Source organism: Afipia massiliensis, from assembly GCF_014203115.1.
Taxonomy (GTDB): domain Bacteria; phylum Pseudomonadota; class Alphaproteobacteria; order Rhizobiales; family Xanthobacteraceae; genus Afipia; species Afipia massiliensis.
Genome location: NZ_JACHIJ010000001.1, coordinates 532,119 through 549,071 on the forward strand (window position 1 = coordinate 532,119; position 16,953 = coordinate 549,071).

Annotated in this window: 29 protein-coding genes; 5 read left to right on the forward strand and 24 right to left on the reverse strand. The window is 62.4% G+C overall.

All coding sequences use genetic code 11. From position 1 onward, the window contains the following. Window positions 1–172: 172 nt before the first annotated feature. The gene (locus HNQ36_RS02435; RefSeq protein WP_184082351.1) at window positions 173–817 is read right to left on the reverse strand and encodes a DUF2460 domain-containing protein; all 645 of its coding nucleotides are present in this window, start codon (window positions 815–817) and stop codon (window positions 173–175) included. Between the two features lie 96 nt (window positions 818–913). On the opposite strand from HNQ36_RS02435, the gene HNQ36_RS02440 reads away from it, so the two are divergent. Continuing rightward, window positions 914–1,150 carry a hypothetical protein gene (locus tag HNQ36_RS02440; RefSeq protein ID WP_046830185.1) on the forward strand — a complete coding sequence of 79 codons (237 nt, stop codon included), beginning with the start codon at window positions 914–916 and terminating at the stop codon, window positions 1,148–1,150. A gap of 118 nt (window positions 1,151–1,268) precedes the next feature. Here the strand turns inward: HNQ36_RS02440 and HNQ36_RS02445 are convergent, their stop codons facing one another. From HNQ36_RS02445 to HNQ36_RS02475, 7 genes are read right to left on the reverse strand one after another with little or no spacing between them, the layout of a single operon-like run. After that, window positions 1,269–1,856, reverse strand: a complete 588-nt coding sequence (locus tag HNQ36_RS02445) for a phage tail tape measure protein (RefSeq protein WP_430641338.1) — start codon at window positions 1,854–1,856, stop codon at window positions 1,269–1,271. Next, window positions 1,853–2,053, reverse strand: coding sequence for a rcc01693 family protein (locus tag HNQ36_RS02450; RefSeq protein ID WP_184082353.1), 201 nt, complete (start codon window positions 2,051–2,053; stop codon window positions 1,853–1,855). Before HNQ36_RS02450 ends, HNQ36_RS02445 begins: the two co-directional genes overlap by 4 nt. Further along, a complete protein-coding gene (locus tag HNQ36_RS02455) occupies window positions 2,050–2,376 on the reverse strand; it encodes a gene transfer agent family protein (protein WP_184082354.1) in 327 nt (108 codons plus the stop codon). Before HNQ36_RS02455 ends, HNQ36_RS02450 begins: the two co-directional genes overlap by 4 nt. Window positions 2,377–2,378: 2 nt before the next feature. After that, entirely contained in the window at window positions 2,379–2,786 is a 408-nt protein-coding gene (locus HNQ36_RS02460) for a phage major tail protein, TP901-1 family (protein WP_184082355.1), read from the reverse strand. Window positions 2,787–2,796: 10 nt separating this feature from the next. Beyond that, window positions 2,797–3,207 (reverse strand): DUF3168 domain-containing protein, encoded by a 411-nt coding sequence (locus tag HNQ36_RS02465; protein WP_184082356.1) that lies wholly within the window; start codon window positions 3,205–3,207, stop codon window positions 2,797–2,799. A gap of 15 nt (window positions 3,208–3,222) precedes the next feature. After that, complete coding sequence (locus HNQ36_RS02470; RefSeq protein ID WP_184082357.1) at window positions 3,223–3,543, reverse strand: phage head closure protein; 321 nt, start codon at window positions 3,541–3,543, stop codon at window positions 3,223–3,225. Beyond that, window positions 3,540–4,106 carry a head-tail connector protein gene (locus HNQ36_RS02475; protein ID WP_184082358.1) on the reverse strand — a complete coding sequence of 189 codons (567 nt, stop codon included), beginning with the start codon at window positions 4,104–4,106 and terminating at the stop codon, window positions 3,540–3,542. The genes HNQ36_RS02470 and HNQ36_RS02475 overlap by 4 nt, the downstream gene beginning before the upstream one ends. Before the next feature lie 235 nt (window positions 4,107–4,341). Between HNQ36_RS02475 and HNQ36_RS02480 the strand changes: the two genes are divergently transcribed. The 3 genes from HNQ36_RS02480 (at window position 4,342) to HNQ36_RS02490 (ending at window position 5,958) form a co-directional block, all read left to right on the forward strand. After that, window positions 4,342–5,109: a S1 family peptidase gene (locus tag HNQ36_RS02480; RefSeq protein ID WP_184082359.1), complete on the forward strand. Its 768-nt coding sequence runs from the start codon at window positions 4,342–4,344 to the stop codon at window positions 5,107–5,109. Between the two features lie 107 nt (window positions 5,110–5,216). After that, on the forward strand, window positions 5,217–5,627 hold the full coding sequence (locus HNQ36_RS02485; RefSeq protein ID WP_184082360.1) for a YbaY family lipoprotein: 411 nt from the start codon (window positions 5,217–5,219) through the stop codon (window positions 5,625–5,627). A gap of 49 nt (window positions 5,628–5,676) precedes the next feature. Next, the gene (locus HNQ36_RS02490; protein ID WP_184082361.1) at window positions 5,677–5,958 is read left to right on the forward strand and encodes a hypothetical protein; all 282 of its coding nucleotides are present in this window, start codon (window positions 5,677–5,679) and stop codon (window positions 5,956–5,958) included. 77 nt (window positions 5,959–6,035) lie between these two features. Here HNQ36_RS02490 and HNQ36_RS02495 read toward each other — a convergent pair whose 3' ends face one another. The 16 genes from HNQ36_RS02495 to HNQ36_RS02570 form a co-directional block, all read right to left on the reverse strand. After that, entirely contained in the window at window positions 6,036–6,278 is a 243-nt protein-coding gene (locus tag HNQ36_RS02495) for a hypothetical protein (RefSeq protein WP_184082362.1), read from the reverse strand. Between the two features lie 125 nt (window positions 6,279–6,403). Next, complete coding sequence (locus tag HNQ36_RS02500) at window positions 6,404–7,255, reverse strand: outer membrane protein (protein ID WP_184082363.1); 852 nt, start codon at window positions 7,253–7,255, stop codon at window positions 6,404–6,406. 203 nt (window positions 7,256–7,458) lie between these two features. Then, window positions 7,459–7,602: a DUF2019 domain-containing protein gene (locus tag HNQ36_RS26625; RefSeq protein ID WP_184082768.1), complete on the reverse strand. Its 144-nt coding sequence runs from the start codon at window positions 7,600–7,602 to the stop codon at window positions 7,459–7,461. A 3-nt stretch (window positions 7,603–7,605) separates the two neighbouring features. Continuing rightward, the gene (locus HNQ36_RS02510; protein WP_184082364.1) at window positions 7,606–7,983 is read right to left on the reverse strand and encodes a DUF2019 domain-containing protein; all 378 of its coding nucleotides are present in this window, start codon (window positions 7,981–7,983) and stop codon (window positions 7,606–7,608) included. Beyond that, on the reverse strand, window positions 7,980–8,279 hold the full coding sequence (locus HNQ36_RS02515) for a hypothetical protein (protein WP_184082365.1): 300 nt from the start codon (window positions 8,277–8,279) through the stop codon (window positions 7,980–7,982). Before HNQ36_RS02515 ends, HNQ36_RS02510 begins: the two co-directional genes overlap by 4 nt. Window positions 8,280–8,493: 214 nt before the next feature. Then, window positions 8,494–9,765 carry a phage major capsid protein gene (locus HNQ36_RS02520; protein ID WP_184082769.1) on the reverse strand — a complete coding sequence of 424 codons (1,272 nt, stop codon included), beginning with the start codon at window positions 9,763–9,765 and terminating at the stop codon, window positions 8,494–8,496. 215 nt (window positions 9,766–9,980) lie between these two features. Next, entirely contained in the window at window positions 9,981–10,217 is a 237-nt protein-coding gene (locus HNQ36_RS02525; RefSeq protein WP_184082366.1) for a hypothetical protein, read from the reverse strand. A 5-nt stretch (window positions 10,218–10,222) separates the two neighbouring features. Next, window positions 10,223–11,002 (reverse strand): RNase A-like domain-containing protein, encoded by a 780-nt coding sequence (locus HNQ36_RS02530; protein WP_184082367.1) that lies wholly within the window; start codon window positions 11,000–11,002, stop codon window positions 10,223–10,225. After that, the gene (locus HNQ36_RS02535; protein ID WP_184082368.1) at window positions 11,002–11,649 is read right to left on the reverse strand and encodes an HK97 family phage prohead protease; all 648 of its coding nucleotides are present in this window, start codon (window positions 11,647–11,649) and stop codon (window positions 11,002–11,004) included. Before HNQ36_RS02535 ends, HNQ36_RS02530 begins: the two co-directional genes overlap by 1 nt. A gap of 221 nt (window positions 11,650–11,870) precedes the next feature. Further along, window positions 11,871–12,062 carry a hypothetical protein gene (locus HNQ36_RS02540; protein ID WP_184082369.1) on the reverse strand — a complete coding sequence of 64 codons (192 nt, stop codon included), beginning with the start codon at window positions 12,060–12,062 and terminating at the stop codon, window positions 11,871–11,873. Window positions 12,063–12,065: 3 nt separating this feature from the next. Further along, complete coding sequence (locus HNQ36_RS02545; RefSeq protein ID WP_184082370.1) at window positions 12,066–12,281, reverse strand: hypothetical protein; 216 nt, start codon at window positions 12,279–12,281, stop codon at window positions 12,066–12,068. A 121-nt stretch (window positions 12,282–12,402) separates the two neighbouring features. Next, window positions 12,403–13,575 carry a phage portal protein gene (locus HNQ36_RS02550; protein WP_184082371.1) on the reverse strand — a complete coding sequence of 391 codons (1,173 nt, stop codon included), beginning with the start codon at window positions 13,573–13,575 and terminating at the stop codon, window positions 12,403–12,405. Between the two features lie 199 nt (window positions 13,576–13,774). Next, entirely contained in the window at window positions 13,775–15,043 is a 1,269-nt protein-coding gene (locus HNQ36_RS02555) for a DNA-packaging protein (RefSeq protein ID WP_184082770.1), read from the reverse strand. Next, window positions 15,030–15,689, reverse strand: coding sequence for a hypothetical protein (locus HNQ36_RS02560; RefSeq protein WP_184082372.1), 660 nt, complete (start codon window positions 15,687–15,689; stop codon window positions 15,030–15,032). The genes HNQ36_RS02555 and HNQ36_RS02560 overlap by 14 nt, the downstream gene beginning before the upstream one ends. A 195-nt stretch (window positions 15,690–15,884) precedes the next feature. After that, complete coding sequence (locus HNQ36_RS02565; protein WP_184082373.1) at window positions 15,885–16,049, reverse strand: hypothetical protein; 165 nt, start codon at window positions 16,047–16,049, stop codon at window positions 15,885–15,887. A gap of 199 nt (window positions 16,050–16,248) precedes the next feature. Continuing rightward, the gene (locus HNQ36_RS02570; RefSeq protein ID WP_184082374.1) at window positions 16,249–16,626 is read right to left on the reverse strand and encodes a response regulator; all 378 of its coding nucleotides are present in this window, start codon (window positions 16,624–16,626) and stop codon (window positions 16,249–16,251) included. A gap of 137 nt (window positions 16,627–16,763) precedes the next feature. Here HNQ36_RS02570 and HNQ36_RS02575 point away from each other — a divergent pair, with 137 nt between their 5' ends. Further along, window positions 16,764–16,931 (forward strand): hypothetical protein, encoded by a 168-nt coding sequence (locus tag HNQ36_RS02575; RefSeq protein WP_246395212.1) that lies wholly within the window; start codon window positions 16,764–16,766, stop codon window positions 16,929–16,931. Window positions 16,932–16,953: the final 22 nt, after the last annotated feature.

Genomic DNA, 16,953 nt, shown 5'->3' on the forward strand with positions numbered 1-16,953 from the left:
TTCCACCCTCCCCTTGAGGGGGAGGGTCGACGCGAGTGCAACGAGCGTCGGGGTGGGGTGAGGTCTTACACAGATGGGTCACCCCACCCCGGCTCGCATCTCGCTTCGCTCGCTGCTTGCCGACCCTCGCCCTCAAGGGGAGGTTAAAGTCATCGTCTGATTTCCAGAATGATCACGGCCGGATCTCCACCAGCGGGATTTTCGGGATCGCTCCCGCCGCGAAGGCCGACAGATCGACCTCGAGATAATCGGTATCGAACCGCACCGGCACGTCGAACAGATAGCCTGCCGTCACCGCCGCTCCGCTCGCGGGAATATGCCCGCCGAGAAACGTCACAACGCCGGTCGTATGATCGCATGTGAACACCGTACCGGACGCGACTTCGCTGCCCGCGACCGCAACGCGCACGCTGCCCGGCACGGGCTTCGCGATGCTGCGCGTGTAAGGCGCATAGGTACTGCCGTAGGTCTTGATCAATTGGAACGCCGCGCGCGCACCGTCTCCCGCACCCAGCGCCTGATCGAGCGGCGAGATGTCCGACGCAGGCGGCGCGGAGGAATGATCCAGCCGGTCGCGCCAGCGGAAGCCATAGAGCTGCCCCCGCCGCTCCTCGAAGAACGCCACCACTTCCTGCAAGGCATCAAGCGTTTTGACACCATAACCGGCATCGAACCGGCGGCGCGAATGCGCCCAGCGCGCGTTGCGTTCCTCGCGACCCGAGCCGAACGTAACAATGTCAGTGCGCCGCTCCGGCCCGCCCGCGCTTTTCAGCGCGATGTCGAGCGGAAACAGAATTTCGTGAAAACTGGCGGGCATGGTTCATCCCGGTGTTTGTTGAGGGCGACCGGGAACCGATACGCCCGGCGGTGATTGACTGATCGGATGCTCACGTAACCGAACGGAGATCAGGCCATGGCCCAGTGCGAAACCTGCGGAAACGACTACGACAAGGCATTTCAGGTGACGTTGGGCGGCAAGACCCACACCTATGACAGCTTCGAATGCGCCATCCACGCCCTGGCGCCGACCTGCGCCAACTGCGGTACGCGCATCGTCGGCCACGGCATGGAGAACAAGGGCACGTTCTATTGCTGCGACCACTGCGCCGAGCACAAGGGCGTCAAGGGATTGCGCGATCGCGTGAACTAGAGGCCGTGTTGCTGCGTCATCCTGAGGTGCGACATGCGAAGCATGGAGCCTCGAAGGAGGCGCAGCCGTTCATCCTTCGAGGCTCGCAAGAGCTCGCGCCTCAGGATGACGGCGATACCTACAAACTCCGCTGCCCGCGCGAAACCGCGCGCGCGATCTGGCCGGTGATGTAATTTTCCGAGCGGCGGAAACTGTCGAGGTCCGGCGTCGCGATGTGAATCGTGACGCTGCCGCCGCCGCGCCCGGCCACGCCAAGCTTGCCGTCCGGCCCGCGCGCCAGCGGCATGATCGCTTCCGGTCCCGCCTCGCCCGCGAGTCCGACGCCGCCCTGCATCAGCGGAAAATAAGTCGGCGTGCCGATCACGCCGCCGCTCGCGAACGGTTTCACAGCACCGGACGCTGCCGTAAGCGAAGGACCATTTCCACCTCCGACGCCGGCGAGTCCGGACAACAAACTCTCGATCCCGCCCGAGATGCCCTTCTCGAGCGGCTTGAATGCAAGCCGCACCGCCATATCCGACAACCGCAGCGTCAGCGATTTCAGCACGTCGTCGAACTGCCTGCCGCCGACGACCGACGCACGGAATGCGCCTGTCATCGCGCGCGAAAACGCGTTCGCGCCTATGGTCAGTTCGCGCGTTCGCAGGCCGACACTGTCGAGCGTCTGCGACGACTCCTCGTTCGAGGCCTCGAAAGCCATGCTCATGCTCCACGCGGTTTGTCAGGAAATCTTTGCATCAGGTGCTCCAGCGACGTGCGGTTCATCGGCTCGCGGGACGGCCCCCGTACCGCCGCCACCGCATACGCCAGTTCACGCGGCGTCATCCGCCAGAAATGCTCTGGTGGCAGCCGCAGCACGCCGATACCGAAGCCGATCGCTTCGGCCCACGGGAACGGTTTCATGGCGCCTCGCCGATTGCGCCGTCGAACGTCGCGGCGATCAGGTCCGCGGCAACGCGCACGTAGCCCGCTGCGCCGCCATCGACGGTCATGGCCGCAACCTCGTCATCTGAAATCGTCTCACCCGCGCCGCGCAATCCCGCCGCGATAATCCGCACCAGATCGCGCGCCGACAGCCGTCCGGTGCCGAACCGCTCCGCCAGCGCCATCAGGTCGCTCGCGCCGAATGCGGATTCCAGTTCGGCCAGCGCGCCGAGGGTCAGCACCAGCGTGCGCCGTCTGCCGCCGAGGTCTGCCGAGATTTCCCCGCGATAGGTGTTGGGCATGATCAGGCAGCCGTGAACGTGAGCGCGCCGGCAGATTCCAGCGAGAGGTCGAACGTCACCTCGCCGTTATGTTCGCCGGAAAACTCGAGGCTCGAAATCTGGAACAGGCCTTCAATGGTGCCGAAGTCCGGCACCACGACCTGGCATGATTTCAGCACGCCGTCGAAGAATGCCTGACGCACCATCGCATCCGACGCCGAGTCCTTGAACAGTCCCCTGCCCGAGACCGACGCGCGCTTGACTCCCGCGCCCGCGAGCAGCTCGCGCCAGCGCTCGGTGGATTCCGCGTGGGTGACGTCCACGGTTTCCGCGTTGAACGCGATACGGCGGCTGCGCATTCCGGCGACGGTGACGAAGCTTGCGCCGTCACTCATCTTCAGCAGCAGGTCCTTGCCTTTCTGGGCGGCCATTGGTCTCTCCTTAGCTCAAGGGTTCAGTAACCGCGCGAAACCGCACCAGCGCGTGATAGGTGCGTCCGTCGGACTCGCGGCGAATGTCGGCGATTGAAAATCTCAGATTGACCAGCCGGTGCCCGTCGGGCGACAGCGGCGCATCGTCCAGCGCCTGCAGCAATGCGCCGGCAATGACATGCGCCTCGCGATGGCCGCCTTTGCGCGACCAGGCGTGCAGCGTGAGTTGATGCTCCTGCGTCTGCCCGCCGTCGGATGACGCATCGATCAGCCGCGCTTCCCCGAGCGTCACATAGGGAAACTCGGCGTCGCGCGGCGGCTCGTCGTAAACCCTGTCGCCGCCGAGTGCCGTGGTGAGCGCGCCGTCCGCCAGCAATGCGTCATGGATCGCGGCGCGCAGCGCCACGTTGGCAATGGTCATGTCAGGGTTCCGTGGTTAGGAGATGCGGACGTCCGCATCGATCTCGATAAAGCGGCGGTCGTCGCGCTCCCGAATCGCAACGATCCGATAGATCCGCGCACCGTCGCTGAAGCGATGCTGCAGCGTGAGCGAGAGATTGCTGCGCAGGACAATGCGATAATCCTGCGTCGCGCCGTCGGCATCGGCCTGCACGTCCCGCCGCGCGGCAAGCGGCGTCACCTGCGCCCACACCGTGGCGAATGTCGTCCAGGTGCGAACCACGCCGCCCTGACCGTCGGGTGTCTCGATGGGGTGCTGGATCACCAGCCGTGTCTTGAGTTGTCCGGGATCGATCATAGCGACAGCACCCGGTGCGACGAGATCATGGCGTTGACGCTGGCCGGCATCATCGCGACGCTTGAGCCGATGGCGATGAGACCACGGTTCTCATACCAGTGGGCCACCAGCATGCGGATCGCCTGCCGCAACGTCTGCGGCACATCGCTCGCTGCTCCGAAGCCGACTTCGATATCGAGCTCGATACCTGCGACGCTGCGTCCCGGCACCGGCAGCGACCATGCCGGCGCGGCGAGAACCCCCGCTGCGACATCGACCACGAAGATGTCGGGATCGATCACGCTGGCCTCACCCGCCGGATCGAACACGCGAACGGCGGTAAGCGTACGCAGCGGTCCGATCCGCGGCGCGATGCGCCCGCCGTCGGGCCATCGATCCAGCACCAGCCGCCAGGTTTGCGTGATCAGAGCGCAGCGCGTGAGCGCTTCGACATGGTTGCGCGCGGCGGACACCAGCGACGTGATGATGGCGTCGTCGTCGCCGTGTTCCACACGCAGGAAATTCTTCGCATCGGTGAGCGACAGCGGCTCTGCCGCCGGCGCGGTAACGAGGTATGCGGGCATTGGTGAGACTTTCGTGTGAGCTGAGATCACGTTATCTGCGTCGTCCCGGCGCAGGCCGGGACCCATAACCTCTGGACTCTCAGTGGCAACGGATCGCAAATTCTCGTTATCAACCGCAATGACAGGGAGTATGGATCCCGGCCTTCGCCGGGACGACCATGAATAACGATCACGTACAGTTGCTTCGCCATGACGTCGGTTGACAAAGCACGCGGGCCAAGGCTCAACCTTGTGGATGATCCCGTTTCCCCGCCTCTGCGCCGCTCTCATCATTTCATTTGCATTCGTGCAGCCGTCGCATGCCATTACCGGCAGCCGCTCTGCGCCGAGCAGCGGCGTTGCGCAATCCATCGTCACGGTCGTTGCCGCGGGTGGCGGCGTCTGCACCGGCACAATGATCGCGCCGAACATTATTCTGACCGCCGCGCATTGCATCGCGCCGGGCACGGCCAATCGTGTGATCGACTACTCGACGAAGCCGCCGCAGCTGATCGCGCCGCAGCAGGTCGCAGTGCATCCCCGCTACAACGCGCAATCCATCGCGGCCCATCGGGCGACGGCGGATGTCGCGCTGCTGCGCTTGTCCGCGCCGATGCCCGGCAAATCGGCCGCGCTTCTCGGCGTGCCGCGCATTCCCTTTACGCCCGTGTCGCGCTTCACCGTCGTCGGCATCGGATCAACGGTCGCAGGAAGCGACTCCGGCGTCGGCACGGCCCGCGCCGCGCCGCTCGCTGTGACCGGCCAGCCCGGGACCTTGCAGGTGCGCCTGGTGGATCCGCAAACCCAGAACAAAGCTGCGGGCATGGGCGCCTGCACCGGCGACTCCGGCGCACCCGCGTTTGAAGATCAGGATGGCCGCAGCGTCATTGTCGGCGTGGTGAGCTGGTCGACGGGCGCGAACAATTCCGCGGGCTGCGGCGGCCTCACCGGCGTGACCCCGCTCACATTGTATAACGACTGGATCGTAAAGACCGCGCGAAGCTGGGGCGCGGCGATTCCGTAAAGTTAACTGGCTACCTCCGCAGTGCATCTCGGGTTCCCGCGCCGAGGCCTGACAAATGTCAGACGATCCCCTACTCTCCGATTCATGAAACAAAACCGGAGACCATCATGATTTCACGACGTGGTATCATTGGACTTCTCACCACATCGCTGCTGCTGCCCGCCGCAAGCGCGGCGGCGCGGGACACGATGCTGATGGGAACCGTGAATTATCGCGAACGGATGGCGCTGCCGCCGAATGCGACCGTGCTCGTGCAACTTGTCGATATCTCCCTTGCCGACGCGCCGGCACAGATGATCGCGGAAGATCGCATCACCGGCGCCACCGGCAGTCCGATCCCCTACCGGCTGCGCTTCGACATCACGAAGATCGAGCCGCGCCGCACCTACGCGATGCAGGCCCGCATCTCCGACGGCGATCGCCTACTGTTCATCAATACCACCCGCCACGAGGTCTTTGCCGGCGGGCGCAACAACACGCGGATTCTCGTGCAGCGCGTCAGCGAGCAGCCGCGTTAAGCTCTGTTGCCGCGCCTGTCTGCTTCATCAACCAACCGGATTGACGACGATGCCTCAAGCTCTCGCGTATCTCCTCCGATTGATCGCGATTGCGACGGTCTCCGCCGCGTTGGTATCCGCCGCCCAAGCGCAGCAGATGGACACAAAAACGCAGCGTCAACGCCCGCATGCGGCGAAGCCGGATCACACCGCGAAACATAAGCCGCTGGCGCGTCCGCGCACCACGACGTCCTGTTCTGAATTCGGCGCGGGCTTCGTGCGTATGCCGGGTTCGGACAGTTGCGTCCGTTTCGGCGGATCGGTCGGCATCGGTGTGGGGACCGTGCCCTAAGGCCCGATCCCGCATCGTCGGGATCGGTTTCTGGCGCTATAAAGATTTGCGCGACTGCCCGTAACGATCCGCCTGGTTCAGTGACGCTGTCCGCGATGCCGATACTTCTTGCGCGGATGCACCGACTGCGGATGCACATAGGGCTGGCGGTAAGATTCCCGATAGCGTTTCCGCGATTCCTCGAGCGCCCGCTGATAGCCGGGCGAACCCATGATGTTCGCCGCTCCTCCGCCGCGCGCTGAGGCGGGTGTAATGCTCGGGAGCGCCGCTGCGATCACAAGTAGAAAGAAAGCTGCGGCCCGCTTGGTGTGACAGTTCATGTTCGGCCTCTGCACACGCCGGTTCCGGACACCAACCGCGCATCGGCCTGAATGTTCCGCTGCCGCAATACAAAGGCACAAACCCGGAAGCGATCAGGCGGCGCTTCGCACGGAAAGCCGGAGCATCAACCGCCGAACCTGTAGTTCAAGCCGATCCGCACGATGTTCAAGTTGGTGGTGAAATTCGCGGAGTATGATGCCGGCACGGTGCCCGCCTGCGACGTTACCGCAACCACGTTCATAGTCTCCTTGAACTGCGCGAAAAGATACTCGCCCTTCACGGACCATTTCTGCCCAAGCGCGTATTCAAGCCCGCCCCCCGCCGTCCAACCCGGAGTAATGCCGTTTGACGCCCCGGAAAAACACAGATCTGGAGCCGCATTAATGCTGCCGCAAGCGAACGTGTAGACCACTCCATTCGGACCAGCCAATGCTCCAAGGAAGCCTGTGTTAGTGACGGTGGACGCCGCGTTGTTCAGATGAGCGTAGGCAAAGCCGCCGGTGGCGTAGATCAGCAGCCCGTCGTCGGCCAGATAACCGAGCCGGGCGCGCACCGTGCCGAAATAGTCGATACTCTGACTTGTCGAGGTCGATACTTGCCCGACTAAATACGAAGTCGTGCCTCTCCCATCGATGCCCGCGCCCTGGAAGTCCGCTTCAAAGCCAGCCACCCATCTCGGGGCGAACTGATAATTGTAACCGACCTGAATGCCGCCAAGCGCTCCGGAGGAGCGATTGCGGTCGCCGTTGGTTGAGAGCGGGAAGAAGTTCGGGGTAGAAAATACAAACGACATAAGAGCATCGTTTGCGGCGTAGCCAACATCCGTGTTGGCCCAGCCTCCACCCACGTTCAGACCGGCATACCAACCGCTCCAGTTCGCCACCGGCGCTGGCGGCGCCTTGCGTATGAGATCGGCACCTTGCGCGGTGGATGCCGCTCCGAGCGTCAAGGCTGCAGCAATCAACAAGTGCTTCATGAAATGCCCCCTCGGAAATATCGCAACTGTAAAGCTTCATTCTAGGTCGAGTCTGCGGGCATCGGATGTAGCAGCCGCGCAACACCCAAAGGTATTCAAGGATATGCTGCGGTACAACAGTAGCGCACCTGTCAAAATCCCTATCTTTGAGAAATTCTCTCGGGGGCGCTGTGCCCGGAGGCGCGCGAGGCGATGTTACCTTATCACTCCGGCACTTGTCTTGCGCTCTCCATATCCAGAGCAAGTGTCGTCATCGCGGACTTCAGACGCACTTGAATATTCTGATGAGCATAGAGCGGAATAAGAAGCCGCCGCTGGTCGCGGGTCCTTAGCGATGTGGTGCTTATAACTTATCGACGCAAAAGATCGGATAGTTCGCCATCAAGCGAGCTCAGGTACAGGCCGGCATCAATAGACTGCGGGTACGATCCAGAGTTTGCAATGGCTTGAATTTGCTGTCGAGCCTCCTCCGGAAATACACTCATTAGACTTCTTGCGGCGTTGAGCCGGACCTGAACATTTGGATGATCGAATAGTTTCATCAATGCTCTGCCGCGATCGTCCGGACGACGTTTCAGTTCCTTGCTGATTTCATAAATTTGATCACCCAGCCGATTTACCAGCGAAGTCTTCACTAAATCAGCTGCAGCACCCTGCCGTATGCTCAGTTGTGCATACCGTTCGAGCAGGCCTTCAATAGTCAAGCTCGCGACGTCAAATCTCGTCATTTGAGCACTCCATAATCCCGGAGTATTTTGAGGCCGTACAGCCTTCGTGTCTCAAAATCTTTGCCTTTCAATTGATCCCGAGGCGAAAGCTTGGTCCCGTCCGGCTGCTCGACCTTCGTCGAATAATAGCGAGTAATTTCAATATGCTTCAAGACCGGGACCAATACCAAGTTGTCTCGGCCTTGAATCAGACTTTCGGGGTCTCCGGCATTTCGCGCCGCCGCTTCCTCGGCGGTATGATGCTTTTCGTAACCTGGGCCACGTGATGTGCGAACTCGATCCTGAAGTTCTTCCAAGTCTCTAGGCGGATCGTTTGCTGACTTGATCGCCGCCGTCAGCCGGTTGATTTTCTCAACTTGATCAAGCGCTTCGAAATACGCCTGGACGGCAGGCGTATATGCGAAGTGATCTCTACAATTATGATTGGGAGAAACTGGCGCCGGCAGCGCTCACCTCTCCCCGCAAAAGCGGGGCGAGGTAGAAGACCGTACCGCGTCCAGAACGCCGCGCTCAACTCGCCGCGAACTTGACCAGCTTGATGGCATCGAAATCCTGGACGCCGCCGCCGACGCGCTTGGTGGTATAGAACAGCACATAGGGCTTGGCGGAATACGGATCGCGCAGCACGCGCACGCCAAGACGATCCACAATCAGGTAGCCGCGGCGGAAATCGCCGAACGCGATCGACAGCGAGTTCGCGCCGATGTCCGGCATGTCCTCGGCCTCAACGAGCGGAAACGTCATCAGCGATGCGCGTCCGCCCGCCTGCGCCGGCGGTTGCCACAGATACGCGCCGCCGGAGTCCTTGAACTTGCGGATCGCCGCCTGCGTCTTGCGGTTCATCACGAAGGCGCCGTTCTGGCGATAGCCCGCCTTCAACGCGTAGATCGTATCGACCAGCACGTCTGACGGATTGCTCGATGGAAACGCGCCCGCCGAGCCGCTCGCGACATAGCCGAGATTGCCCCAGGTCCATGAGCCGTTGGCCACCGCCGTGTAGTTGAGGAAGCCCTTCGGCTTGTTGGTGCCGTCGCCATTGACGAAGGCCGCGCCCTCCTGCACCGCGAAGGTCAGCTCGACCTCGGAGGCGATCCACTCGTCGATGTTCACCGCCGAGTCGTCGAGCAGCGTCGCGGTCGCCGCCGGCATCGCGTAAAGCTCCATCGCCGGGAAGCTGAGCGCATCGAGCGTCGGCGACGTGGTCTGTGCGCGCGCGTCGGTCTCGCCGACCCAGCCGGTCGCGGGACCTGCGGTCATGAACGGCTTCTTGTAGACGTTGCCGGAGATCTCCCGCACTGATGAGATGGCGCGAATCGGCGAGATCGCCGCGAGCCGCGAGCCGATTTCCTGCTCGAGCTGCGCAGGCACCAGATAGCCGCCGTCGGCGTTGGAGCCGACCGACAGCGCCTTGGTCTCCATCAGGCGCAGACCCGAACTCTCGCCCTGGCGCACATAGGCATCGAACGCGCTCTTGTGCTCGCGCGCGGATGCATCGGTGAAGCGCACGCGGCCGCCGTCGAGCAGCCCTCCGTCAAGCAAGGGGCGCGCGCCCTTGAGAGCGAGATCGTCGATCCGCTTCATCTGCGCGTCGAGCGCGCCATTGATGCGGTCGACCTTCTCGTCGAGCAGCACGTCGGCGCGGCGGCCGGCGGCTGCGAGGCGTTCGTCGTTCGAGGCCTTGAACTCCTCGAACATCGCCATGATGGCGTCGTGCTCGCCGCGCGCGGCGGACGAGATGCCGGACTTGTGCTCCGGCGCAGTGTCGGTGATGTCGTAGTCCAGATTCCTGTCGAAACTCATGTGGTTCTCCTGGGTGGGATCGGGTTGAAAGTGAGATGCACAAACAAAAACGCCGCCTGAGAAGGCGGCGACGGGAACTGAATTTGGGATTATCGCCTTGGGCGAGTTGGCTGTGGTCAGCGCAGCGTGAGTCCGGACCGAGCTTCGTTGTCGGTATCAATCAAGCGTAATACGCTACTAATCGGCATGATAGAAAGTTACGAATTTCCGTCCCTCAACCTTTGTCTGAAGTTCATCAGAGCCTCGTACTGCTGCTCTGTCTCAAGATAATAGAAGTCTGGCTGATCCGGATGCAGCTTCTTGGTGTAAACGGGACCGCCGGCCAGTTCCCGCAGGAATGCTTCTCCCATACGGAATTCCTTTTCGTTACGCCAGGACAAGAAAAAACTGACTCCACTAGCGGCATTATGAAATTCCATTTCGAATTTGAACATTATAATCACCGGCCGATATTTTGAGGAAATGCCGTTTCAATCCGAAACCCCTTCGACACTGATCTATCGGGTACGATAACAACGCGGACTCCGTAAGTATCACGTATGTATGGCTGCGATCGCTCCGTGCGGGCATATGCTTCATAACCTGTCGGCGCGCTAAATTCAGCATCAAGGGTGGCTCTTGGCAACAGGCCATTCGCAACCCGCGCAACAGTCTCCGCATCTTTCGCGATGACTGAGTTGACTAACTTGTTAGCCGCCTCCAGCGACGGGAACGAGCCTACCCTCAAGCCACCCGCAGATCCGTAATCTCGGGCAGTCGCGGCCTCTTGGCGTACACGATCCAACAGGGCCTCAGAGCTTCTGCCGACATGTCCCTCAATTGCATGACCACCGAGCTCTCGCTCCTCCAACAGATCGACCGGATAGCCTTGCGCCTGGTCATTTTGCGCAAGCTGCGCTCCCGGTTGCCAAAAATTGTCCGGCGTCGCATCCGAAATAACGCGTGGGTCGTTGATGCCGATATTGCCCATCGGGCTGGCGAGTGAGCCAATTCCGCCTCCCCCATCCGTCCAACGTCCGCTTTCGCGGCTGCCCGCCGGCACGCGCGGCTGGTTGGGGCTGTACTTGGTTTCGGCAGCGATAAGCGCCGGGTAGACCGATGCCGGGTCCGTGCTGGGTTTGAGAAAGTGTGCGGCGGCGGGCCGAATCCAGCGGTGCGCATCGGGCCGCATGAAACGCGCGCGCTGGTGTGCGTCGAAGGCATCCTGATGTTGCGACATCAGCGTGCCTCCAAACCAGACGACGCGACGTTGCGCAACGCATGCTTGCGGCCGGTGCGCGTGTCCAGCCGGGTCGCAACTGGACCCCCGCGTCGTGTGGGCGGCGCCGGTGCGTCCGAGACGCTGTTCAAACCCCGCCACTCTTGTTCAGCACGCATCCGCAGCGGTGACAGCTTTGGCTTGGGGAATGCCTGCTTCACCGCGCGGACGCGCGCCCCCGCCAGCAGCGGGAACGTGACGATCGAAATCTCCCAGAGATCGACCTGATACAATTTTCGGATACGTGTCTTCGGATCGATCTGGCCGCGCACGGTGCGGTAACCGATGGACAGCCCGTCGATCGCGCCCTCGCTCACCAGCGCCAGCAGTTCGCGCCCGCGCGCGACATCGGGGATCAGCCGTCCCCTCGCCCACAGCCCGCGAAAATCCTCATGCAGATCGAGCCAGACGCCGACCGGCTCGGCCGGGTCGTGCTGAAACAGCATCGGGATCTTCCGCAAGCCCCGCTGCGCCAGCGTGCGCGTGAACGCGCCGGGCATCACCATGTCGCGCGCCTGGTCCACCTCGCCGAACAGGCTGGCGTAACCTTCCACCGTGCCGTCGCTCGCGAGCGAGACGCGGGATGTCGATGAAATGGGCGCGTGCATGGGCATCCTCGCGAACTGCGCGTGGTTGGGTCGGGCTAAACATTTCGGGAAAGCGTGACGTTCTAACTGTGTCGTCCCCGCGCAAGCGGGGACCCACACCGGGCATCGTTGCCGGGGTATGAGTTACGCAAATATCACGCGATGATAGACAACCAGGTAGTATGGGTCCCCGCTTGCGCGGGGACGACATCGGAAAACAACTGCGGAGTTCTCGTGCTTCCCTACTTCACGCGCTTCGCACTCTTTCGCCGCGTCGGTTTGCTGCGCGGCGATTTCGCCGATGCCGCTTTCACCGGCGCCTTGTGCTGGATCCTGTCGAGATGTGCGAGAAACTCGCGAAACACCGTCAGATGATCCGGCGCCGATTTCCGCTCCGGCTGTATCGCGCGCATGACCGTGTGCAACGTATCCATAAATTATTCCTCGTTGATGAAATGAGTAAGACTGCGTTGGACCTTCGCCCTGCGATTGAAGCGCGAGAGCTGACGGACAAACTCATCGAAGCGCCGCGACGCTGCCGCCAGTTCGCGCAGCGTGAACAGAAATGCGGCGCTCGCCGCCAGCGCCCACAGCAGCAGCGCCAGATGCGCGAGATCGCCGCGCTCGGTAAACGTCTTGATCAGGTCGGTCATGATCTTCTTCTTTCCGTCACCCTGAGGTGCCGCGCCTCTTGCGCGGCCTCAAAGGGCGACGGCCTTTCATCCTTCGAGGCTCGCAAGCGCTCGCACCTCAGGATGACGGCCTATTGAGAATTCACCCCAGCCGGTCGCCATCGGCCACGGGCGCGTAGCCGGTCGCCTCGCGCTTCTCGTTCAGCGTCAGGAACGGCGCGTTGGCGACACGGTCCCACAGCGCCGCGCGGTCGCTCGCCAGCGCGTCGATCCGGTCGGTATCCACCACGATCCGCAGCTCAGCGCCGAATTGCGGCGACAGCCATTGCGCCAACGAACTGCCGACGCGCGAGGCCAGCGGCAGGATCGTCTGCCGCCAGAACACGCGATTGGCTTCCTGGAAATTCGCATAGGTGTTGTCGCCGGGAATACCGAGCAGCATCGGCGGCACGCCGAACGCCAGCGCGATTTCGCGTGCGGCGGAATTCCTGGCTTCGAGAAAATCCATATCCTTCGGCGTCAGCGACATCGCCTTCCAGTCGAGCCCGCCTTCCAGCAGCAACGGACGCCCGGCATTCACCGCGCCCTGATAGGTGTCGGTGAGTTCGCGCTTGAGCCGGTCGAATTGCTGGTCCGACAGCACCGCGCCTTCCGGCCCGGAATAGACCAGCGCGCCGGAGGGCCGCGCGGCGTTGTCGAGCAGCGCCTTGTTCCATGCCGAGCTGGCATTGTGGGTGTCCACGGCGACGGCTGCAGCCTCGATCGGCGCGAGGCCGTAGTGATCGTCGAGCGGATGAAAGAATGTCAGATGCAGGATCGGCGGCACGTTTGACGCAAGCTGATCGAACCGCATGCTGCGTCCCGCGACGCTGTACTCGTAAGCCTCGGCCCAGCCGTCATGACCCGGCACCACCTTCATGCGATCCGGCCGCAGCGCATGAAGCTCACGCACCTGGTCGCCGAGCGCGACAGCTTCCACATAGGCATTTCCCGCGAGCAGCATATGCGCATACAGCGCCTCGAAGAAGCTCGCACCGTCCTGCCGCGCATTCGGCTTGGTCAGCAATTGCAGGAGCGGATGACCGTCCCGCTCCTGCGCGCCTTCATAAAGCAGGAAGCCGCAAGACGCGGCGTTTTCCGCGATCAGCCGCACCGCGCGATGCACGATGGCATTGGTGAGATAACCCTCGCGCGCCAGCGCCGCATAATCGCGCGGCGTCCATCGCGCCCTCCCGCCGGACTCGAACGCCAGCACCTTCGCCGTACGGCTGGCCTTGGCTTCGGGGGCGCGGAAGAGATTTTTGAAGTTGAGCATGACTGTCCGTTCTCCGGAGAGAAAGAGAAACGCAGGTGGCATCATAATCAGGGTCGTCCCCGCGAAAACGGGGATCCATACTCCCTGAACCGTCATTGTGGACACAGCCGTTTCGGCGCGCCATCACATCATCCGGTGGTTATGGGTCCCCGCTTTCGCGGGGACGACATCGTGGAGACCACGTCGCCACGCTTTCAGTTCACAATCCCCGCACCCTCGGCGCCGCGCGCGTCGTGAACGTCAGCGACGCAATCGCCCACACCAGCGCGTCGAGCCGGTCCGGCGAACGGCCCGACGACAAACCGGACGGCCCGAAATCGCACATCTCGTCTTCAAGCGCGGAAAACATGCCCGCATGTTTGACGCGGCCTTGTTCGTAGAGCGTAGCCACAGGTTCGGCGCGCAGCCACTTGCCGCGCGACGCGCGCACTGAGACCACTGGCACGCTCGCATCGACTTCGTTGATCACGGAGCGCACCATCTCGCCGCCCTGATTGACTTCAGCAACCAGGGCATCGGCCTCGAGCCGCCGCCACAGCGCGATGGCCCTCAAAGCCCATACCGCAGGCGTCGCCTGCGACACCGTCTCATCGGCGATCACATAAATCGCGCCCTCGCCCGTGATGCCCGCCGCGACAATGCCGCAGGCATCGGCGCGCTTGCCGGACGAGGCCGGCGGATCGACCGCGACCACGATGCGCGCGAGCGGCTGCGCTTCCGAAACGCGGCAACTCTCGACCAGCGCGCGCGACCATAGCGCATCGGGACGGTCCTCGATGATCTCGCCGTCCAGTTCCTGCCGTCCGAGCCGCGTGTCCCTGTAGCGCGCCAGCACCCCTTTTAGAAACGTCGGCGCGAGATGATAGGCGTTGGCCTCTGTCCCCGCACGAGTCACAACACTGGTCGGCTCCAGCATCAGCCGCTTGATCAGCGCGGTCGGCCGCGGCGTGGTCGTAATCAGTTGCCGCGGCTGATGGCCGAGACGCAGACCGAACTGCAGCATGTCGAACGTCGCCTCTGCATAGCGCCACTTCGCCATCTCGTCGGACCACGCGCAGCCGAACTGCGGTCCGCGCAAACTCTCCGGATCTTCGGCAGAGAACGCATAGGCCACCGCACCATTGCTCCATTCCAGCCGACGCCGCGACGAGGTCCACACAGGGCGCTCGTCGCGACGATGCACCGCGAGTAATCCCGACACTCCTTCGATGACAACTTCCCTCACGTCGTGCTCAGTCTCACCCACGAGCGCGATGTTAGTCACGGGCGCATCCGCTAATGGCGGAATCCCGAGCGCCTGTGCCCTCACCCATTCCGCGCCCGCGCGTGTCTTGCCGGCCCCTCGCCCGCCGATCAGCAACCACGTCAGCCATGGCTGGCCGTTCGGCGCGAGCTTTGGCGCCACCTGATGATCGTGCGCGAACACATCCCATCGCGCGAACAGCAACTCCAGCTCAGCCCGGCTCATCCCCTCCAGCAGGAAGCGCCGCTGCGTCCGCGACCAGCCCTTCCAGGCGGCGCGAAAGTTCGCGGCGGAATTCGTCGAGGTCTCGGGGAATGGCGTCGTCATCGGCGGCCTTCGCGTTGTCGTCTCCCGCCCCGCGCTCCTGCTCGCGCAACCGCATCACTTCCTTCAGCGTGCGCGCGAGCGAGGCCAGCACACGGGCGCGGCTTTCGGTCTCGATGCGCCGGGCTGGAGCCATTCGCGTCGGGTTGCCGACGATGCGCTCGATCTTTGTGAGTTCGCGCTCGATAGCGTCGCTGACACGCTCGACCATCGAGGTTGCGGGAGGCTGATCCGACGGCGGATCGTTGATGCGATCCACGGCGGATCGCCGGTTGCTGACACGGACCGGTCCGGACGCTTTCGCATTCGCGCTTTCGATCGCATCAATCGCAACGTGATCGCTCGCATCCGCGACGAGATTGCCCGGATGCTCCTTGAGGACCTTGGCGCGCGAGCGCTTTGCTTTCTCGGGCTTCGTCGCAACCGGCTTTTTCGCTGTCGTCTTTCTGACCGCGACTTTGCGAACTGCCGTTTTGGCAGCCGTCTTGCACGCAGCCTTCTTCGCTACCGGCTTTTTCACCGGCGTGGACGAAGGCTTCCTCGGCATCGTTGGAGACTCTCATATTGATACGACAATGCCGCGCTGGAGGCGCGGCGTTCATCAATTTGGAATGAATTTTGCTGTCATGGCCGGGCTTGTCCCGGCCATCCACGTCTTTACTCATGGCTGTCATCTAGACGTGGATGCCCGGCACGAGGCCGGGCATGACGAAAATTTTGAGTTCTCGTCGTGGGGCTCGGGCTACGTCCGGAAGAAAACGAACCAGACGATCGCCAGCACAAAGATCGCCGCGATGGTGCTGACGGCCAGCAGCGCCAGGATGGACGGCCCCGGCTCCGCCCCGCGTGCTTCGGTCGACGTTTCGACGATCCGGCGTTCGCCCTCCACGTGTTCGACTTTTGCCATTGCGTCCTCATTCATTCGAATGCGCGAAACATCTCGCGCAGCGCATGAAGGGCAACGCCCTATGTCCGGTGAGGTTCCTGACTCGATGTCGCCTCGCGGCGAGGCCTCAAGTAGTGCTCGAGGGCACAACTCTGGAGCATGCCGAAACCCTACTGCGGGAGCGTTACGCTGTCAAGGATTATTTTCCTAGTTCTTAATCTCAATGCACCGTATGTCGCTGGCGCGATATTTCGGCCTGCCGCAGCAGCTCAAGCGGCAGCCATGGCTTCTGCATGAACAGCACATTGTCAGGAACGTGTTCGACGCTCTGTCCCGACGTGAGGATGACATCGATATGCGGGAATCGCTCCCGCGCCATTGAGGCAAGCTCGAGGCCCGAGATGTCGCCGTCGAGGTCCACATCGGTGAACATCAGCATCAGTTCGTTTCCTGCTTTTTCAAGAACGACGGCGGCGGCTTCCCCACTCATGCACTGAATGACGTTCAGATCGCTTTCTTCAAAAATCAGGCTGACGAGTTCCCGTTGCAGCTGATCGTCTTCAACGACCAGAACGGTGTGCTTCAGAGCGCGTCCCATGGTTGCCTCCCATTCCATGATGGAAGGCAATGCACAAATACCTTTGAAGTTCAGGGCAAATGGGCCGGAACGAACGGCATCGCTGCACGTTTGAACGAAAACGGGGGTGAGTCATGAAGGAAGTTGTGGAGCGTGTGATGAAGGCGTTCGCGCAAAAACATCAAGCGATGACGCCGGAACAGGAACGCAAGGTCCGCGACGAGGTGTCTGAATTCGTTGCCGAACTTCTGGAGAAGCGCGCAGCTCAACTGACAAGGTTTGCCGATCGCAGACTGCGTGAAACCGAACCGGAGCCGCGCATTTGAGTCTCATTGAACCGAAGTTGTG

Bases quoted from the DNA above. Each gene is read 5' to 3' on its own strand.
- HNQ36_RS02490 (WP_184082361.1), top strand. From the start codon at position 5,677: ATGCCTCAAGCTCTCGCGTATCTCCTCCGATTGATCGCGATTGCGACG.
- HNQ36_RS02485 (WP_184082360.1), top strand. From the start codon at position 5,217: ATGATTTCACGACGTGGTATCATTGGACTTCTCACCACATCGCTGCTG.
- HNQ36_RS02535 (WP_184082368.1), bottom strand. From the start codon at position 11,649: ATGCACGCGCCCATTTCATCGACATCCCGCGTCTCGCTCGCGAGCGAC.
- HNQ36_RS02480 (WP_184082359.1), top strand. From the start codon at position 4,342: ATGATCCCGTTTCCCCGCCTCTGCGCCGCTCTCATCATTTCATTTGCA.
- HNQ36_RS02445 (WP_430641338.1), bottom strand. From the start codon at position 1,856: ATGAGCATGGCTTTCGAGGCCTCGAACGAGGAGTCGTCGCAGACGCTC.
- HNQ36_RS02465 (WP_184082356.1), bottom strand. From the start codon at position 3,207: ATGACCATTGCCAACGTGGCGCTGCGCGCCGCGATCCATGACGCATTG.
- HNQ36_RS02550 (WP_184082371.1), bottom strand. From the start codon at position 13,575: ATGCTCAACTTCAAAAATCTCTTCCGCGCCCCCGAAGCCAAGGCCAGC.
- HNQ36_RS02475 (WP_184082358.1), bottom strand. From the start codon at position 4,106: ATGCCCGCATACCTCGTTACCGCGCCGGCGGCAGAGCCGCTGTCGCTC.
- HNQ36_RS02510 (WP_184082364.1), bottom strand. From the start codon at position 7,983: ATGACGAGATTTGACGTCGCGAGCTTGACTATTGAAGGCCTGCTCGAA.
- HNQ36_RS02575 (WP_246395212.1), top strand. From the start codon at position 16,764: ATGAAGGCGTTCGCGCAAAAACATCAAGCGATGACGCCGGAACAGGAA.
- HNQ36_RS02495 (WP_184082362.1), bottom strand. From the start codon at position 6,278: ATGAACTGTCACACCAAGCGGGCCGCAGCTTTCTTTCTACTTGTGATC.
- HNQ36_RS02455 (WP_184082354.1), bottom strand. From the start codon at position 2,376: ATGCCCAACACCTATCGCGGGGAAATCTCGGCAGACCTCGGCGGCAGA.
- HNQ36_RS02565 (WP_184082373.1), bottom strand. From the start codon at position 16,049: ATGGCAAAAGTCGAACACGTGGAGGGCGAACGCCGGATCGTCGAAACG.
- HNQ36_RS02470 (WP_184082357.1), bottom strand. From the start codon at position 3,543: ATGATCGATCCCGGACAACTCAAGACACGGCTGGTGATCCAGCACCCC.
- HNQ36_RS02560 (WP_184082372.1), bottom strand. From the start codon at position 15,689: ATGCCGAGGAAGCCTTCGTCCACGCCGGTGAAAAAGCCGGTAGCGAAG.
- HNQ36_RS02435 (WP_184082351.1), bottom strand. From the start codon at position 817: ATGCCCGCCAGTTTTCACGAAATTCTGTTTCCGCTCGACATCGCGCTG.
- HNQ36_RS02555 (WP_184082770.1), bottom strand. From the start codon at position 15,043: ATGAGCCGGGCTGAGCTGGAGTTGCTGTTCGCGCGATGGGATGTGTTC.
- HNQ36_RS02545 (WP_184082370.1), bottom strand. From the start codon at position 12,281: ATGACCGACCTGATCAAGACGTTTACCGAGCGCGGCGATCTCGCGCAT.
- HNQ36_RS02450 (WP_184082353.1), bottom strand. From the start codon at position 2,053: ATGAAACCGTTCCCGTGGGCCGAAGCGATCGGCTTCGGTATCGGCGTG.
- HNQ36_RS02540 (WP_184082369.1), bottom strand. From the start codon at position 12,062: ATGGATACGTTGCACACGGTCATGCGCGCGATACAGCCGGAGCGGAAA.
- HNQ36_RS02570 (WP_184082374.1), bottom strand. From the start codon at position 16,626: ATGGGACGCGCTCTGAAGCACACCGTTCTGGTCGTTGAAGACGATCAG.
- HNQ36_RS02525 (WP_184082366.1), bottom strand. From the start codon at position 10,217: ATGTTCAAATTCGAAATGGAATTTCATAATGCCGCTAGTGGAGTCAGT.
- HNQ36_RS02500 (WP_184082363.1), bottom strand. From the start codon at position 7,255: ATGAAGCACTTGTTGATTGCTGCAGCCTTGACGCTCGGAGCGGCATCC.
- HNQ36_RS02530 (WP_184082367.1), bottom strand. From the start codon at position 11,002: ATGTCGCAACATCAGGATGCCTTCGACGCACACCAGCGCGCGCGTTTC.
- HNQ36_RS02440 (WP_046830185.1), top strand. From the start codon at position 914: ATGGCCCAGTGCGAAACCTGCGGAAACGACTACGACAAGGCATTTCAG.
- HNQ36_RS02460 (WP_184082355.1), bottom strand. From the start codon at position 2,786: ATGGCCGCCCAGAAAGGCAAGGACCTGCTGCTGAAGATGAGTGACGGC.